Here is a 16,557-nt window from a genome sequence, read left to right on the forward strand (position 1 = left end):
GCTCAGTCGGCCTTGATCTGGGCGCGCTTGACGATATCGCTCCAGATCTTCTGCTCGCGGGCGATGAACGCCGCGAACTCGCTGGGCGGGCCGCCGCCGCCCACCGCGCTGTCGGTCGCGAATCGCTCCGTCACCGCGTTCGAGCGCAGCGCCCTGAAGGACTCTTCCTGCAGACGCCGAACGATGTCAGGCGGCGTTCCGGCCGGCGCCAGGATGCCGTACCACTGCGACGTCTCGAAATCCCGGTAGCCCATCTCCTGCACCGTCGGCACGTCGGGCATGGCCGCGATGCGCTGCTGCGTGCCCACCGCGATCGCGCGCAGCTTGCCGCTGCGGATATGCGCGCCGAGCGCCGGCATGCCCGCTGAAGAAGCCTGCGTGCGGCCGGCCAGCAGGTCGGTGAGCTGCGGGCCGGTGCCGCGGTACGGGATGTGGGTGATGAACATCCCGGTCACCAGCTTCAGGTACTCCATCGCCAGATGCCCCGCGCTGGCGTTGCCGGCCGAGCCGTAGCTCAGGCGCCCCGGGTTCTTCTTCACGAAGGCGACGAACTCGCGGAAGTTCTGCGCGGGCACCTCCGGGTGGATGACGAACACGTTGGGCACCTTCGCCAGCAGCGTGACCGGGACGAAGTCCTTGTTCACGTCGTACGGCTGGTTGGCCAGCATGTACGGATTGACCGCCAGCGTGCCGACGTGGCCCAGGATGATGGTGTGGCCGTCGGGCGGAGCCTTCTGCGCCTCGACCATCGCCACCACGCCGGCGCCGCCGGGCTTGTTCTCCACGAAGACGTTCTGGCCCAGCTGCTTGCTCAGTTCGGCCGCGACCGAACGCGCGACGATCTCCGAGGTGCCGCCCGGAGCGAAGGGCACCAGGAAGCGGACCGGCTTGCTCGGCCAGGACGCCTGCGCGCGCAGGCTGGGCGCGGCGAGCGCAGCGGCGGCGCCGGCCACGAAGGTGCGGCGCCGGAGTGAGAACGATCGTTGTTGCGGCATGGGCTTCTCCTGCCGCGAAGGGTAAGCGGCGCTGCTCAGAATTGGTATCTGCGCAAACCCCCATCGACCGGGATCACGGCGCCGGTGATGTAGCCGGCGCGCGGCGACGCGAGGAAGGTGACGAGGTCGGCGAGTTCCTCCGGCTCGCCGTAGCGGCCGACGGGGATCTCGTGCTCCGACTGCCACTCGCGGTACTCCGGCGTGTAGTTGCGATAGATCTGCTCGGAGTGGATGCGGCCCGGTGGAATGCAGTTCACGGTGACCCCGTGCTTGCCGACCATGCGCGACAAGCCCTTCGCCCAGCTATGGATGCCGGCCTTCGCGCAGAACGCGCCATTGATGTGCTCGGGCTCGCTCTTGCCGGTGATGTTGATGATGCGGCCCCAGCCGCTGGCGATCATGCCGTCGATCAGCGCATCGGCCAGTTGCCGCGGGCGATGGAAGTTCAGCGTCATGGCTTCCTGCCAGGCCTCTTCGCTCACGTGCAGGTCCTTGAAGCTGCGCGAGCCGCCCGCGTTGTTCACCAGGATGTCGACGCGGCCCAGCGCCTGCTGCGCCGAGGCGGCGAGCTTGCGCGACGCTTCCTCCTCGTAGAGATCGCAGCCGAGCACCACCGGCGGTTTGCCGCCTGCCGCCACGATCTCTTTCGCGAGCGCTTCCAGCTGGTCGGTGCGGCGGGCGGCGATCGCCACCCTCACGCCTTCGGCGGCCAGCGACACCGCGATCGCGCGGCCGATGCCCGCGCTCGCGCCGGTCACCAGCGCGGTTTTGTCTTCGAGTTTCAGGTCCATGGGGGGCCGCGCCCGGTGGGCCCGGACGCCATGGGGAGAAGAAGGGCCCGGGATAATCGCACACATGGGGAAGGGCAAGCGCGTCGTCGTGGGCTTGAGCGGGGGTGTGGACTCCGCCGTCAGCGCCTGGCTGCTCAAGCGGCAGGGCTGGGACGTCATCGCCATCTTCATGAAGAACTGGGAAGACGATGATGACGACGAGTACTGCTCCTCGCGCCAGGACTTCCTGGACGCCGCGGCGGTCGCCGACGTCATTGGCATCGAGCTCGAGCACGTCAACTTCGCCGCCGAGTACCGTGACCGCGTCTTCGCCGAGTTCCTGCGCGAATACCAGGCGGGCCGCACGCCCAACCCCGACGTGCTGTGCAACGCCGAGATCAAGTTCAAGGCGTTCCTCGACCACGCGATGCGGCTGGGCGCCGAGAAGATCGCGACCGGCCACTACGCCCGGGTGCGCGAGAACGACGGCCGCTTCGAGCTTCTGAAGGGCCTGGACGAGACCAAGGACCAGAGCTACTTCCTGCACCGGCTGACGCAAGCGCAGCTGGGAAAGTCGCTGTTCCCCGTGGGCGAGCTGCGCAAGACCGAGGTGCGCCGGATCGCGGCGGAGATCGGCTTGCCGAATGCGCGCAAGAAGGACTCGACCGGCATCTGCTTCATCGGCGAGCGGCCGTTCCGCGAGTTCCTCAACCGCTACATCTCCAAGGAGCCGGGGCCGATCAAGGACGAGCGCGGCCGGGTGATCGGGCAGCACCAGGGACTGTCCTTCTACACGCTCGGTCAGCGTCAAGGCCTGGGCATCGGCGGGATCAAGGCCCGCGGCGCGCGCAAGGGTGGCGGCGAGCACGCGCCCTGGTTCGTGGCGCGCAAGGACGTGGAGAGCAACACGCTGTGGGTGGTGCAGGGACACGACCACCCCTGGCTGCAGTCGCTGGCGCTTCAGGCCGGCGACGCGAGCTGGATCGCCGGGGAAGCGCCCCCGGCGGGCGATTACGGCTCGAAAACCCGCTACCGCCAGGCCGACGCGCCCTGCCGGCTCGCGGCGGGCGCCAACGGCGCGTTCCAGCTCGCCTTCGACCAGCCGCAGTGGGCCGTGACGCCGGGGCAGTCGGCTGTGCTGTACGACGCCGAGCTGTGCCTCGGCGGAGGCGTCATCGCCTCAGCCCAGCCGTCCGCCTGAATCGCGTAGGGCCTTGCCTTAGAAAGATAAGCTGGATATAGTTGCTGCAGGCAGCTTCACAGGAGGTGTCCATGGCTGGAACAGCAACCGCCGCCGAGAGCGCCGCCGCCGCGGCCGTGCTCACCAAGGCGGCCCTGCGCGCCGCGCAGCTCCTGGGCCTGAGCAACGCTGCCTTCGCCCGCACCGTGGGCGTGAGCGAATCGCAGGTCTCCCGCATGGCCGCCGGCCAGCGCCAGCTGGAGATCGGCACCAAACCGGCCGAGCTGGCCACGCTGCTGGTCCGGGTGTACCGCTCGCTGGACGCGCTGGTGGGCAACAGCGACCGGCACCGGCAGCTCTGGATGAGCAGCCAGAACCGCGCGTTCAACGAGGCCCCGAAGGACGCGATCCAGCGCGTCGAAGGCCTGGTCCGCGTCGTCCGCTACCTGGACGGCGCGCGCGCCCTGATCTGATGCTCTGGGACGAGGGCTGGTTCGCCTTCGTCCGGGGCGAGCGGCGCGACCTGTGGCGCGGCGTGGAAGCCCAGCACCGCGTGGCGACGATGCGACTGGCCGACACCCTGCAGGAGCAGGAACTGCTGGAGCAGCTGCTCGATGCCAGCAAGCCCAGGCTGCCGCCTCGCGCCGCGGCCGCGCACTACCTGCTGTTCACGCCATTCCGCTACGTCGCCGAATGGCCCTCGCGCTTTCGCCGCCCCGAGGAAGCCGGAGCCTGGTACGGGGCCGACGAGTGCCTGACCGTCGCGGCCGAGATCGCGCACTGGCGCTGGAAGTTCTTCATGGATTCGGACGGACTGCGCGGCGAGCAGCTCGTCACCGAGCACACCTTCTTCCAGGCCCGCTTCAGCGGCATCGAGCTGGACATCACACAGCCCCCCTGGAACGCGCACCGGGAGCGGTGGCGGCATGGCGACGACTACTCGCATTGCCACGCGCTGGCCGCCCGGGCGCGCAGCCTGCCCGAGGCGGTGCAAGGGATCCGCTACGAGTCCGCGCGCCGGGAAGGCGGCCTGTGCCAGGTGGTGTTCGACCCTGCGGCCCTGAGCCTGCCGCGTCCGAACCTGCAGCAGACCTGGGTGTGCAAGACGACCCGGAACCTGGTGATGCTCTCCCACGAGCGGGAGAGCATCGAGTTCGCGATGCCGGCCTGAGCGGCCGGCAGGAAACTCAGAAGGGGATGTCGTCGTCCATGTCGTCGAAGCCCGACGACGGCTTGCTCGCGGCCGGGCGCTGGCCAGCGGGCGCGGGTGCGGCCGCACGGGGCGCCGGGGCGCGGCGTTCGTAGCCGCCGCCCTCGTCGTCGCCACCCGGGGCACCGCCGCCCATGCCCTCGCGCTTGCCGAGCATCTTCATCTCGTCGGCGCGGATCTCGGTCGTGAATTTCTCAACGCCCTGCTGGTCAGTCCACTTGCGGGTGCGCAGGCTCCCCTCGACGTAGACCTGCGAGCCCTTGCGCAGGTACTCGCCCGCGATCTCGGCCAGGCGGTCGTTGAAGACGACCCGGTGCCACTCGGTGGCTTCCTTCATCTCGCCGGTCTGCTTGTCCTTCCAGCGCTCGGACGTGGCGATGGTGACGTTGCAGACGCGGCCGCCGCTCGGGAACGTGCGCATCTCGGGATCCTTGCCGAGGTTGCCGACGAGGATGACTTTGTTTACCGATGCCATGAGGTGCTTCCTCCTAGGGGATTGCGGGAATTGTGGCTTATGTGGCCTGGGCCTCGTCGGCCAGGACTTCCTCCGGCGAGGGCGAGCGGCCCGGGGCGGCCATGGGCCAGGCGATCACGAGCCAGAGGAACGTCAATCCGGCACAGACCGCGAACAGCCCCTGCGCCCCAACGTGCTTGGTGAGCCAGCCGCCGACCGCTCCGCCGGCAAAGAAGCCCAGCGATTGGAGGGTGTTGTAGACGCCCAGCGCGGCGCCGCGGGCATGCGGCGGTGCGACGCGCGAAGCCATGCTGGGCTGGCTGGCCTCGAGCACGTTGAAGCCGCAGAAGAAGACGAACAGCACCGCGGCCAGCGCCGCAATCGAGGGCCGGTCGGCCACCAGCGCCAGCGCCACCTGCACGACCCCCACCAGACCGATCGAGGCCAGGAACACCGCGCGCAGGTAGCCGCGACGCTCCAGCGGGAACAGCGTCAGCCCCATCACGGCGAACGAGCCCAGCACCGTCGGCAGGTAGACCGTCCAGTGCCGATCCTTTTCCAGCCCCGCCTGCACCAGCAGGGCGGGAATCGCCACCCACATCGCCAGCTGCACGGCATGCAGCACGAAGACGCCGACGTCCAGGCGCAGCAGCCCCGGATGGCGCAGCACTTCGCGGAGTCCGCCTCGCGGCCTGGCGTCCGCCTTGTGCTCGGCCGGTTCCGGCGGCGTCCACCAGGTGACGATGCCCATGCAGGCCATCGCCAGGACGCCGGTGATGGCGAACAGGATCGGCAGTCCACCTACTCCGGCAAGCACGGGGGCGGCCACGAGGGACAGCGCGAACATCAGCCCGATGCTCGCGCCCACCATCGCCATCGCCTTGGTGCGGACCTCGTCGCGCGTCTGGTCGGCCAGCAAGGCGGTGACCGCGGCCGACACCGCGCCGGCGCCCTGCAGCGATCGCCCGACGATCAGCCACAGCAGGTTGTCCGCCACCGCCGCCACGAAGCTGCCGCCCGCGAACACGGCCAAACCGATGAGGATCACGCGCTTGCGGCCGAACCGGTCCGACGCCATGCCGAACGGGATCTGCAGCAAGCCCTGGGTCAGGCCGTAGATGCCCATCGCGAGGCCCACGAGCGCCGCGTCCTGGCCGCCGGGATAGCGCGCCGCCTCGAGCGCGAACACGGGCAGCACCAGGAAAAGGCCGAGCATGCGGGCGGCGAACACCAGCGAGAGCGAGCCGCTGGCGCGGCGCTCCAGCGGCGTCATGCGGTGCCGGTCGGGTTGCGAGGTGGATGTCACGAAACGGAATCGGGCCGGGGCGGCCAAAACGGGCCGGGCGCGGTGCCGGCGAGCCCCGCATTGTCAGGCATGGGCGGTGCCGGCCGTGGCGCGCCGCGGGGCCATCCGTCTATCATGGTCGGTTTCCCTCGACACAGCCCAGCCGTTGAACACGTCCGAAGGCAAGTACCTGGCCCGATCGCTGCAGGACCAGCGGATCTCGATCCGCGGGGCGCGCACGCACAACCTCAAGAACATCGACCTGGACCTGCCGCGCAACCAGCTGGTGGTGATCACCGGCCTGTCGGGCTCGGGCAAGTCGTCGCTGGCGTTCGACACGATGTACGCCGAAGGCCAGCGGCGCTACGTCGAGAGCCTGTCGGCGTATGCCCGGCAATTCCTGCAGCTGATGGACAAGCCCGAGGTGGACCTGATCGAGGGCCTGTCACCGGCGATCGCCATCGAGCAGAAGGCCACCAGCCACAACCCGCGCTCGACCGTGGGCACCGTGACCGAGATCCACGATTACCTGCGCCTGCTGTTCGCGCGCGCCGGGACGCCCTATTGCCCCAACCACGACATCCCGCTGTCGTCGCAGACGGTGTCACAGATGGTCGACACGGTGCTCGCACTGCCGGCCGACACGCGGCTGATGGTGCTGGCGCCGATCGCGCGCGAACGCAAGGGCGAATTCGAGGACGTGTTTGCGCACATGCAGGCGCAGGGCTACGTGCGCTTCCGAATCAATGGCAAGCCGTTCGAAGCCGAGAACCTGCCCAAGCTGAAGAAGACCGAGAAGCACGACATCGACGTGGTGATCGACCGGCTGAAGGTGCGGCCGGAGGTGCAGCAGCGCCTGGCCGAGAGCTTCGAGGCCGCGCTGCGGCTGGCCGAGGGCCGCGCCATCGCGCTCGAGATGGACAGCGGCAAGGAGCACCTGTTCAACGCCAAGTTCGCCTGCCCGATCTGCCACTACTCGATCGCCGAGCTGGAGCCGCGGCTGTTCTCGTTCAACTCGCCCGTGGGTGCCTGCCCCGAGTGCGACGGGCTCGGGAGCATGGAGTTCTTCGACCCGCAGCGCGTCGTCGCGTTTCCCTCGCTGTCCCTGGCGTCGGGAGCGATCAAGGGCTGGGACCGGCGCAACCCGTACTACTTCAGCATGGTCGAGAGCCTGGCGAAGCACTACCGCTTCAGCGTGGACGAGCCGTTCGAGAACCTCGAGGCGGCCGTGCAGAAGGCGGTGCTGCAGGGCTCCGGCGAGGAAGAGATCCGATTCAACTACGTGATGGAATCGGGCACCTTCGCCGGAAAGAAAGTCACGAGGAAACATGCGTGGGAGGGTGTGATTCCGAACATGGTGAGGCGCTATCGCGAGACCGACTCGGCCACGGTGCGCGAGGAGCTGGCCCGCTACCGCAGCCTGCAGCCCTGCCCTGTTTGCGCCGGCACGCGGCTGCGCACCGAAGCGCGGCATGTGCGCGTGGGCGAAGACGGGCAGGCCCGCACGATCTACGACGTCAGCCGAGTCACGCTGCGTGAAGCGCTGGCGTACTTCGAAGGGCTGCAACTGCGCGGCGCCAAGGGGGAAATCGCGTCCAAGGTCGTGCGCGAGATCTCGAACCGGCTCAGGTTCCTGAACGACGTCGGGCTGAACTACCTGAGCCTGGAGCGCAGCGCCGAGACGCTCTCCGGCGGCGAGGCGCAGCGTATTCGGCTCGCGAGCCAGATCGGCTCCGGCCTGACGGGCGTGATGTACGTGCTGGACGAGCCCAGCATCGGCCTGCACCAGCGCGACAACGACCGGCTGATCGGCACGCTCAAGCACCTGCGCGACATCGGCAACAGCGTGCTGGTGGTCGAGCACGACGAGGACATGATCCGCGCCGCCGACCACGTGGTGGACATGGGGCCCGGTGCCGGCATCCACGGCGGCCAGGTCATGGCTCAGGGCACGCCGGACGACGTGCAGGCCAGCGAGAAATCGCTCACCGGCCGCTACATGGCCGGCACGCTGAGCATTCCCCTGCCGAAGAAGCGCAACGCCTGGCTGCCGCTGGAAGGCGGCAAGCCCGGCGAGCTGCAGCGGCTGCGCATCGTGGGTGCGCGCGGCAACAACCTCAAGGATGTCACGGTCGAATTCCCGGTCGGGCTGCTCACCTGCGTGACGGGCGTATCCGGCTCGGGCAAGTCGACGCTGGTCAACGACACGCTCTACGCCGCCGTCGCGCGCACGCTCTACCGCGCGCACGAGGAGCCTGCGCCGCACGAGGAGATCGACGGCATCGAGCACTTCGACAAGGTGATCAACGTCGACCAGTCGCCGATCGGCCGCACGCCGCGAAGCAACCCAGCCACCTACACCGGACTGTTCACGCCGATCCGCGAGCTGATGGCCGAAACGTCGACGGCCAAGGAGCGCGGGTATGGGCCGGGGCGCTTCTCCTTCAACGTGGCCGGCGGGCGCTGCGAAGCGTGCCAGGGCGACGGGATGGTCAAGGTGGAGATGCACTTCCTTCCCGACGTCTACGTGCCATGCGACGTGTGCCGGGGCGCCCGCTACAACCGCGAGACGCTGGAGGTGCAGTGGAAGGGCCGGAACATCGCGCAGATCCTGGACCTCACGGTGGAGGACGCGTACGAATTCTTGAAGCCGGTGCCGGCGATCGCGCGCAAGTTGCAGACGCTGCTGGATGTGGGGCTGTCGTACATCAAGCTGGGGCAGGCGGCGACGACGCTGTCAGGCGGCGAGGCGCAGCGGGTGAAGCTGGCGCTGGAGCTGTCGAAGCGGGATACGGGGCGGACGCTCTACATCCTGGACGAGCCGACGACTGGGTTGCATTTCGCGGACATCGACCTGCTGCTGAAGGTGCTGCACCAGCTGCGCGATGCGGGGAACACGATCGTCGTGATCGAGCACAACCTGGATGTGATCAAGACGGCGGATTGGGTGGTGGATATGGGGCCCGAGGGTGGGGCTGGGGGCGGGACGGTGGTGGGGGCAGGGACGCCGGAGGCGATTGCGGGGAATGCGGGGAGTCATACGGGGCGGTATCTCAAGCGGCTGCTTTGAGGCGGACGCGAGCACCCGAGGGGAAAGCGCTGCCGACCTGATCTCCACAACAAAAGAGGCCCGGTTTGTCGGGCCTCTTTTCGCGGAGACGCCTAAGGCTCACTCAGCCACGTTGACAATACTGATTCCGCCGGGGCTGGTACCTGCCGCGGTTGACCCCGCCATCAAGGCAAGCGCGCCCGTGTCTTCGTTGACCTCGAACGTAGATACAGTGCCCGCCTCGTTCGTTGCATAAACGAACCGACCCGACGGAGTGACTGCCATCGACAAGATTCCATCGGGGCTGTCCGTACGGATGGGGGAACCGAGTGCACCAGTGCCGGGGTCAATGGTGAAGGCCCACACGCCGTACCCCTCCAAGTCCAACGTAGCGACAAAGGCAAATCGTCCCAAGGGGTCAATGGCAATAGACCAAGAGGAGTCGAAGTCCGCTTCAAAGACTGGGGGGCCCGGTTCGCGTGTTACTGCATCGATTGCGTGTCTAGAAACTGTTCCATCGGCGTTCGCGGTGTAGAGAAAGTGCCCCGACGGCGCAATGGCGAGAGCCTGCGGCGCGAAGCCCGCATTCACAGTGGTTGGAGCTCCCAGGTTGCCTGTGTCTTCGACCTCATAACACGAGATGCGATTGTCCGACCTCGCCACGTACAAAGCCCGGCCGGAAACGTCCAGCGCGATATCGTTTGCACGGCCTCCTGCTCCCACAAGCACGGTCTCTATTCCTTCCAGCGCTCCCGTATCCGAAGCAATCGAACAGACCTGGAACGTGTTGTCATCAGCCGATATGACATAAGCGAAGCGTCCGGATGGATGGATGCGAATCTTGCTAGTCCGATGCCCGGCCGCAAACGGAGTTCCCGGCTTCAGCATGCCCGACACGGCATCCACCGTGTACGTCGAGACATTGTCCTCCTCGGAGTTGGCAACATAGGCAAAACGGGCGGACGGATGAATCGCAATCGAAGCGGCTCCGGCACCGGCCACCGCTGTCTCGCCGGGGCTCAACGTGCCATCGGCTTCAACCTGATAGATCGAAACGTCGGCAGACTCGTAATTCGCAACGTAGGCGAACGTACGAACAGTTGGCGCGGGAGGGGAGGGCGGCACAGGCGCAGGCGCTGGTGATCCCCCTCCCCCTCCACCGCCGCAACCCGCCAGAAGAACACCACTCCCGGCCAGCAGGGCCAATGGTGGGAGAGATCGAATCAGGGAACGACGTTGCATGTCATGCGTCCTTTCAAAGAGCGCATGACTCTCTTTCGGATGCCGCTGACCGTGAAGTGACGACCGCCACTGTGCGGCGCTGGCTGACAAGAAGCGACGCGGTCAGGCGCGCACCAGCACCGGCTCCGGATAGCGGTAGTGATCAAGCGCTGGACGCGCCAGCGCCACCTGCATCGCCACAGCCACATACATCCCCGCCAGTTGCGTAATCTCGATCATCGTGACCTCGTCCAGGTGCTCGCGGCAGGCCGCGAATGTGGCGTCGCTCACCTGCAATCGGGGCACCAGCGCATCCACCAGCTCCATCGCCGCGCGCTGCTCGCGCGACCACAGAGCCGGTTCCGGCTGTTCTCGCCGAACGTCCTCGATTTGCACCCAGTTCAGTCCCATGCGTTCCGAGATCGTCTGCACGTGCAGGTTGAACTCGTAGTCGTTCCCGGTCGCGACGCAGGTGCGCAGGATCACGGCCTCGCGCAGGGCACGGGGCAGGCGCCGGCCATCGAGCAGTCCGGCCGGGCCGAGCAGGCCGCTGTCGACCAGGAAGCGGAACAGGCCCTCGTTGCGCGCCACGGTGAGAAACAGCTGCGGCGGCGTGGTCCCCGGCGGCAGCAGCCGCTCCATCGCGGCAGCGAGTTCGGCAGAGAGCGGCTGCGCCGCTGGGGCGATGCGGGGCGTGGAAGGCATGGGTGCTCCTTGCTTCTGAATCCGAAGCAGCCAGTCTAGCCGCGCGCTTCTAAAATGAAAGCATGGACAAGACGCCCGCGCGACACGCGGCCCGGCCCTCGGCCAAGGACGCCATCAACTCGGCCCTGGAGCTGTTCAATCGCCGATGGACGCTGCGCATCCTCTGGGAGCTCCGCAGCGAGCCGATGAACTTCCGCCAGCTGCAGGTCGCCTGCGGCGAGCTGTCCGCTTCGGTGCTGAACCAGCGGCTGACGGAATTGCGCGAGGCCTTGCTCGTGGAGCACGACGCCCGCCAGGGCTACGGCCTTTCGCCGCACGGCCGAGCCCTGATGATCGCGTTCCAGCCTCTGCTCGACTGGGCGCAGCCGTGGGCCCGCGCAGTCGCGAAGGCTCGGCAGCGCACCTAGACGACTGAACCGTTCACTCGTGCGCTGCGCATGCGACCCGCGCCTACATCGTCGGGGTGCAGCACGCGCTACGGTTGCCTCACTAGCAGGAACCAGGAGCAGCGATGGACACCGGAAAGCGGCGCGGCGAGGAGCCGGATCAGATCGACATCAACGACCCGCAGGCCTGCAAGGAGTGGGCGCGCAAGCTGGACTGCTCCGAAGCGCAGCTTCATGAAGCAGTCAAGGCGGTGGGCAATCAGGCCAGTGACGTGGAGATGCACCTGCACGGCGTTCACAGCACCACCAACTCCGATCGCATGGACGAGGTCGGCGACAGCTGAACTGAAACCCCCGCAACCCCGCGAGCCGGTCAGGGTCGCGCCGAAGCGAGCAGCGCCCGCGTCTTCTCTGCCTCCCGCCGCGCCGCCTGCGCGTAGTCATCGCCGCTCGACGCGTACAGGATCGCCCGCGAGGAATTGACCACGATCGGCGCATCGGGCCGCCAACCGGCGCGCACGGTCGCGACCGCATCGCCGCCCTGAGCACCCACGCCCGGGATCAGCAGCGGCAGCGTCGGCGCGATCGCGCGCACGCGCTCGATCTCGTTGGGATATGTCGCGCCCACCACCAGCCCGAGTTGCCCGTTCAGGTTCCACGGCCCCTGCGCCAGCCGCGCCACATGCTCGTACAGCAGCGGCGATCCCTCAATCGATGCGAGCCGCTGGTTCTGCAGGTCATCCCCACCCGGGTTGGAAGTGCGACAGAGCAGGAACGCACCCTTTCCTTCGTGCTTCAGGTAAGGCTCCACCGAATCGAAGCCCATGAACGGCGACAACGTCACCGCATCCGCGCCATACCGCTCGAACGCTTCGATCGCGTACTGCTCCGCCGTCGCGCCGATGTCGCCTCGCTTGGCATCCAGGATCACCGGCACATGCGGCGCCACTTTGCGGATGTGCGCGATCAGCCGCTCCAGCTGATCCTCCGCCCGATGCGCCGCGAAGTACGCGATCTGCGGCTTGTACGCGATCACCAGGTCCGCGGTGGCATCCACGATGCGTGCGCAGAACTCGCCGATGCGCGTCGCATCGCCCCGCAGGGCCGCCGGGAAGCGCCTCGGCTCGGGGTCCAGCCCCACGCACAGCATCGAGCCGTTTCGCTCCTGCGCGGCGCGCAGCATCTCCAGGAACTTCATGCGGGCGATTGTAGGGATGACCCACAATCGCCCGATGCACAGACTCAGCCGGCAGCAACTCGTCCTCCTGGTGCTCCTGACCGTGGTGTGGGGCGTGAACTGGCCGGTGATGAAGGTGGGCGTGACGGGCTATCCGCCGCTCACGTTCCGCGCGCTCTCGCTCTGGCTCGGGCTGCCGGTGCTGGCCCTGGTGCTGGTCGCGATGAAGGTGCCGTTCACGATCGCGCGGCGCGACTGGGCGCAACTGACCGGGCTGGCGGCCACCAACATGTTCGTCTGGAACGCCTGCATCATCCTCGCGCTGAGCACGCTCTCCAGCGGGCGGGCGGCCATCCTGGGCTACACGATGCCGATCTTCTCGGCGTTGCTGGGCGCCCTCTTCTTCTCCGCCCCGCTCACGGGCCGCGGCTGGTTGGGCGTGGGCGCGGCGGGCTTGGGCGTGACCCTGCTGCTCTGGCACGAGTTCACGCAATTGGCCGGAAGACCCGCGGGCGTGATGCTGGCGCTCTTCGCGGCCGCCGTTTGGGCGCTGGGAACGCAGCTGCTGCGGCGCACGACCATCGATCGGCCGACCCTCACGCTGTCGTTCTGGATGACGGTGCTGACCGCGGTGGTGATGGCGGTGCTGTCGTTGTTCGAGCGCTCGCGCTGGGCCTGGCCTCCGCCGGACGCGACCGGCGCGATCGTCTTCAACGCCGTGCTGATCTTCGGCTTCGCGCAAGCCGTCTGGCTCTACCTGGCGCGCAGCCTGCCGCCGATCGCTTCGACGCTCAGCGTGATGTTCATCCCCATCGTGGGCGTGTTCTCCGGCGCGCTCTGGCTGAAGGAGTCACTGCACTGGCAGGACTGGGCCGCCATGGCGCTCATGGTGGTGGCGATCGCGTCGGTGCTGTGGCCCGCCCGCGCTGCGCAGGCCTGAACGCCGTCACCGCACCTGCGCCTTGACCGGCGGCGCCACGGCCACGGCCTGCTGGTACAAGCCGCGCACCTTCGGCACGTTCTCGCGCAGGCGCTGCAGGCGGTCCGGGCCGGTGGGGTGCGTGGACAGGAAAGCCGGACCCTGGTTGCCGCCGGACGCCTTGCCCATCTTTTCCCACAGCGAGACCGACGCATCCGGCACGTAGGCCGCACGTGCAGCCATCTCCAGGCCGATCAGGTCGGATTCGATCTCGTCCTCGCGCGAGAAGCGCAGCGTCAGCAGCTGCGTGCCGATGTTTGCCGCCACGTCGCCGAGCTGGCCCAGGCCGAACAGCTGCGCGCCCAGGGACAGCAGCGCGCCGGTGCCCGCCTGCTTGGCGATGCGGGCACGGGCGTGTTCGCGGACCGCATGCGCGATCTCGTGGCCCATCACATTCGCCGCTTCATCGTCGGTGAGCTGCAGCTGGTCCAGGATGCCGGTGAAGATGGCGATCTTGCCTCCCGGCATGCAGAACGCGTTGATCTGCTTGCTGCCCAGCAGGTTCACTTCCCAGCGCCAGCTCTTGGCGCGGTCGTTCCAGCGCAGGCTGTGCGGGATGAGGCGCGAGGCGATGTAGCGGATGCGCTGCAGCTGCGGATGGTTGTCCGGCGCCAGCGCGCCCTGCTGGCGCGCCTTGGCCATCATCTCGGCGTACTGCTGCTGCGATGCGGCTTCGATTTCCTCGGCCGGCACGAGGCCGCGCGCCCGCGAAGCAGGTCCGACGTCGACTTGCGCCAGCGCCGGTGTTGCGGCCGCGGCACCAGCCGCACCCGCCAGCGCCAGGAATCCACGGCGTGGCATCCAGGCGGAGGCTTTGGCGTAGCACATCTGGCACATGAGGCAATAATAAAAACAATCGGCCGAGCAGATGTCAGACAAAAGCCCCACCCAGCCTCAGACGCCCCCCGGTTGGTTCGACAGCCTGAAGGTCTACACGGAGCCCGCCACCCTGCGCGTGCTCGCGCTGGGCTTTTCAGCCGGGCTGCCGCTGCTGCTGGTGCTGGGCACGCTGAGCTTCCGGCTGCGCGAAGCGGGCGTCGACCTCGCCACCATCGGCTATCTCTCCTGGGTGGGCCTCGCCTACGCATTCAAGTGGGCCTGGGCGCCGCTGGTGGACCGCGTCCCACTGCCTTTCCTGACGCGCGCGCTGGGGCGAAGGCGCAGCTGGCTGCTGCTGGCGCAGCTGGGCATCGTCGCGGGCCTGGCGGGAATGGCGTGGTTCGATCCGCGCGTCGATCGCACCCTGGTGGCCTTGTGCGCTCTCGGCGTCGCGTTCGCGTCGGCCACGCAGGACATCGCGCTGGACGCCTTCCGCATCGAGTCGGCCGACGTGAATCGCCAGGGCGCGCTGGCCGCCGCGTACCAGACCGGTTATCGCCTCGCCATGATCTGGGCCGGCGCGGGCGTGTTCTGGATCGCGGCGCGCGCCGAGGTCCCCGGCGGCGTCGTCTACCAGCACGAGGCCTGGCGCTTCGCCTACCTGGTGATGGCCGGATCGATGGCGGTGGGCATCCTCACCGTGCTGTTTTCGCCCGAGCCGCTGCGGCGAGAGCTGCCGCCCGCGCGCGACGCCGCACAGTGGCTGCGCGAAACGCTCGTGGAGCCTTTCGCCGAATTCCTGCGCCGCTACGGCTCGCAGGCCGTGCTGGTGCTGTCCCTCATCGCCGTCTACCGCATCAGCGACGTGGTGATGGGCATCATGGCCAATCCGTTCTACGCCGACATGGGCTTCACCAAGATCGAGGTGGCCAACATCACCAAGGTCTATGGCGTGATCATGACGCTGCTGGGCACCTTCATCGGAGGCCTGCTCGCGGTGCGGCTGGGCGTGATGCGCGTGATGATGCTCGGCGCCGTGCTCAGCGCCGCCAGCAACCTGCTGTTCGCCTGGCTCAACTCCCGCGGGCACGACGTGCCGGCGCTGATGCTGGTGATCTCGGCCGACAACCTGTCCTCGGGCATCGCTTCGGCGGCCTTCATTGCCTACCTCTCCAGCCTGACGAACGTGAACTACTCGGCCACGCAATACGCGCTCTTCAGCTCGATGATGCTGCTGCTGCCCAAGTGGCTGGCGGGCTTCTCGGGCAAGTTCGTCGAGGGTTTCGGCTACGGCAACTTCTTCACCGCCACGGCCTGCCTGGGCGTGCCGGTGTTGCTGCTCGTGTGGTTCGCGTCGCGCATGCACGGAGCCGCGCGCCAGGCGCCTGCGACGCCCGCGCGCGCAGAAGCGATCCTCTAGAGCGCGTTCACTGGGATGCGAGCACCCGGCGCGCGGCCTTCGGCATCGACGCGAGCACCTGCACCAGGTCCCGCGGGTCGAAAGTGGCTACGCCCATTTACCTAACTTTACCGCCGCGAAAAGCCCGCTTTCCCCGTACTGGAGATGCTGGGCCACAGCCACGGTCCCCGTGACTAACATTGCCCCATGCAGCAACTCCTGATGATCGAAGACGACGCGCGGCTGGCCCAGATGGTCGGCGAATACCTCGAGCGCTCGGGTTTTGGCGTGACCAAGGCGGTCGACGCCAAGGCCGGCCTCGAGCTGCTGCAGGAGCCGCCCAACGGCCAGCTGCCCGACCTGGTGGTGCTGGACCTGATGCTGCCGGACCTGGACGGCCTGGAGGTCTGCCGCCGCATCCGCGCCATGCCCGGCGAGACCGGCCGCGTTCCGGTGCTGATGCTCACGGCCAAGGGCGACCCGATGGACCGCATCGTAGGCCTGGAGATCGGCGCCGACGACTACCTGCCCAAGCCCTTCGAGCCGCGCGAGCTGCTCGCCCGCATCCGTGCCATCCTGCGCCGCCGCGGCGAAGCCACGCCGCCGAGCGCCAAGCGCATGCGTTTTGGCTCGCTGGAGATCGATCGCGACGCGCGCACGGTCACCGTGGGCGGCGAGCTGCGCGAGCTCACCTCCTACCAGTTCGACCTGTTGGTGGCGTTGGCCGAGCGGGCCGGTCGCGTGCTCACGCGCGACCAGATCATGGAAGCAGTGCGCGGCCGCGAGCTGGAGGCCTTCGACCGCTCCATCGACGTGCACATGGGCCGCATCCGCGCGGCGATCGAGGCCGACGTGAAGAATCCCAAGCGCATCCTCACGGTGCGCGGCGTCGGCTACGTGTTCGCCAAGCAGCAGGACTGAGCGCCTG

At 68.1% G+C, this 16,557-nt stretch carries 17 protein-coding genes; 9 read left to right on the plus strand and 8 right to left on the minus strand.

Annotated features, from left to right (window positions below):
- Window positions 1-2: 2 nt before the first annotated feature.
- Together EZ313_RS08585 and EZ313_RS08590 are read right to left on the minus strand one after the other, a co-directional pair.
- On the minus strand, window positions 3-995 hold the full coding sequence (locus tag EZ313_RS08585; RefSeq protein ID WP_135262751.1) for a Bug family tripartite tricarboxylate transporter substrate binding protein: 993 nt from the start codon (window positions 993-995) through the stop codon (window positions 3-5).
- A gap of 35 nt (window positions 996-1,030) precedes the next feature.
- Window positions 1,031-1,786, minus strand: coding sequence for an SDR family NAD(P)-dependent oxidoreductase (locus EZ313_RS08590; RefSeq protein WP_135262752.1), 756 nt, complete (start codon window positions 1,784-1,786; stop codon window positions 1,031-1,033).
- A gap of 64 nt (window positions 1,787-1,850) precedes the next feature.
- Between EZ313_RS08590 and mnmA the strand changes: the two genes are divergently transcribed.
- The 3 genes from mnmA to EZ313_RS08605 all read left to right on the plus strand — a co-directional run bounded on the left by mnmA (window position 1,851) and on the right by EZ313_RS08605 (window position 4,116).
- Window positions 1,851-2,966 carry a tRNA 2-thiouridine(34) synthase MnmA gene (gene mnmA, locus EZ313_RS08595; protein WP_135262753.1) on the plus strand — a complete coding sequence of 372 codons (1,116 nt, stop codon included), beginning with the start codon at window positions 1,851-1,853 and terminating at the stop codon, window positions 2,964-2,966.
- Between the two features lie 71 nt (window positions 2,967-3,037).
- Complete coding sequence (locus EZ313_RS08600; protein ID WP_135262754.1) at window positions 3,038-3,418, plus strand: MbcA/ParS/Xre antitoxin family protein; 381 nt, start codon at window positions 3,038-3,040, stop codon at window positions 3,416-3,418.
- Window positions 3,418-4,116 (plus strand): RES family NAD+ phosphorylase, encoded by a 699-nt coding sequence (locus EZ313_RS08605; RefSeq protein ID WP_135262755.1) that lies wholly within the window; start codon window positions 3,418-3,420, stop codon window positions 4,114-4,116. The genes EZ313_RS08600 and EZ313_RS08605 overlap by 1 nt, the downstream gene beginning before the upstream one ends.
- 16 nt (window positions 4,117-4,132) lie before the next feature.
- Here the strand turns inward: EZ313_RS08605 and ssb are convergent, their stop codons facing one another.
- The gene (gene ssb, locus EZ313_RS08610; RefSeq protein ID WP_135262756.1) at window positions 4,133-4,630 is read right to left on the minus strand and encodes a single-stranded DNA-binding protein; all 498 of its coding nucleotides are present in this window, start codon (window positions 4,628-4,630) and stop codon (window positions 4,133-4,135) included.
- Between the two features lie 37 nt (window positions 4,631-4,667).
- Window positions 4,668-5,882 carry an MFS transporter gene (locus tag EZ313_RS08615; RefSeq protein ID WP_135263618.1) on the minus strand — a complete coding sequence of 405 codons (1,215 nt, stop codon included), beginning with the start codon at window positions 5,880-5,882 and terminating at the stop codon, window positions 4,668-4,670.
- Between the two features lie 178 nt (window positions 5,883-6,060).
- On the opposite strand from EZ313_RS08615, the gene uvrA reads away from it, so the two are divergent.
- Complete coding sequence (gene uvrA / locus EZ313_RS08620) at window positions 6,061-8,964, plus strand: excinuclease ABC subunit UvrA (RefSeq protein WP_240788567.1); 2,904 nt, start codon at window positions 6,061-6,063, stop codon at window positions 8,962-8,964.
- Between the two features lie 99 nt (window positions 8,965-9,063).
- Here uvrA and EZ313_RS08625 read toward each other — a convergent pair whose 3' ends face one another.
- Both EZ313_RS08625 and EZ313_RS08630 read right to left on the minus strand, forming a co-directional pair.
- Complete coding sequence (locus tag EZ313_RS08625; protein ID WP_135262757.1) at window positions 9,064-10,185, minus strand: lactonase family protein; 1,122 nt, start codon at window positions 10,183-10,185, stop codon at window positions 9,064-9,066.
- Between the two features lie 102 nt (window positions 10,186-10,287).
- A complete protein-coding gene (locus EZ313_RS08630) occupies window positions 10,288-10,869 on the minus strand; it encodes a carboxymuconolactone decarboxylase family protein (protein WP_135262758.1) in 582 nt (193 codons plus the stop codon).
- Between the two features lie 62 nt (window positions 10,870-10,931).
- Here EZ313_RS08630 and EZ313_RS08635 point away from each other — a divergent pair, with 62 nt between their 5' ends.
- On the plus strand, window positions 10,932-11,276 hold the full coding sequence (locus tag EZ313_RS08635) for a winged helix-turn-helix transcriptional regulator (RefSeq protein ID WP_135262759.1): 345 nt from the start codon (window positions 10,932-10,934) through the stop codon (window positions 11,274-11,276).
- Between the two features lie 104 nt (window positions 11,277-11,380).
- Window positions 11,381-11,599, plus strand: a complete 219-nt coding sequence (locus EZ313_RS08640; RefSeq protein WP_135262760.1) for a DUF3606 domain-containing protein — start codon at window positions 11,381-11,383, stop codon at window positions 11,597-11,599.
- 29 nt (window positions 11,600-11,628) lie between these two features.
- On the opposite strand, the gene pyrF is transcribed toward EZ313_RS08640, so the two are convergent.
- Window positions 11,629-12,453, minus strand: a complete 825-nt coding sequence (gene pyrF, locus EZ313_RS08645) for an orotidine-5'-phosphate decarboxylase (protein ID WP_135262761.1) — start codon at window positions 12,451-12,453, stop codon at window positions 11,629-11,631.
- 34 nt (window positions 12,454-12,487) lie between these two features.
- Between pyrF and EZ313_RS08650 the strand changes: the two genes are divergently transcribed.
- Window positions 12,488-13,372: a DMT family transporter gene (locus EZ313_RS08650; RefSeq protein WP_135262762.1), complete on the plus strand. Its 885-nt coding sequence runs from the start codon at window positions 12,488-12,490 to the stop codon at window positions 13,370-13,372.
- Window positions 13,373-13,378: 6 nt separating this feature from the next.
- Here EZ313_RS08650 and EZ313_RS08655 read toward each other — a convergent pair whose 3' ends face one another.
- Window positions 13,379-14,248: a M48 family metallopeptidase gene (locus EZ313_RS08655; protein ID WP_135262763.1), complete on the minus strand. Its 870-nt coding sequence runs from the start codon at window positions 14,246-14,248 to the stop codon at window positions 13,379-13,381.
- 31 nt (window positions 14,249-14,279) lie between these two features.
- Between EZ313_RS08655 and EZ313_RS08660 the strand changes: the two genes are divergently transcribed.
- Window positions 14,280-15,650 (plus strand): AmpG family muropeptide MFS transporter, encoded by a 1,371-nt coding sequence (locus tag EZ313_RS08660; protein ID WP_135262764.1) that lies wholly within the window; start codon window positions 14,280-14,282, stop codon window positions 15,648-15,650.
- 186 nt (window positions 15,651-15,836) lie between these two features.
- The gene (locus EZ313_RS08665) at window positions 15,837-16,550 is read left to right on the plus strand and encodes a response regulator (RefSeq protein ID WP_135262765.1); all 714 of its coding nucleotides are present in this window, start codon (window positions 15,837-15,839) and stop codon (window positions 16,548-16,550) included.
- The last annotated feature ends 7 nt before the right edge of the window (window positions 16,551-16,557 follow it).

The organism is Ramlibacter henchirensis (assembly GCF_004682015.1).
Taxonomy (GTDB): domain Bacteria; phylum Pseudomonadota; class Gammaproteobacteria; order Burkholderiales; family Burkholderiaceae_C; genus Ramlibacter; species Ramlibacter henchirensis.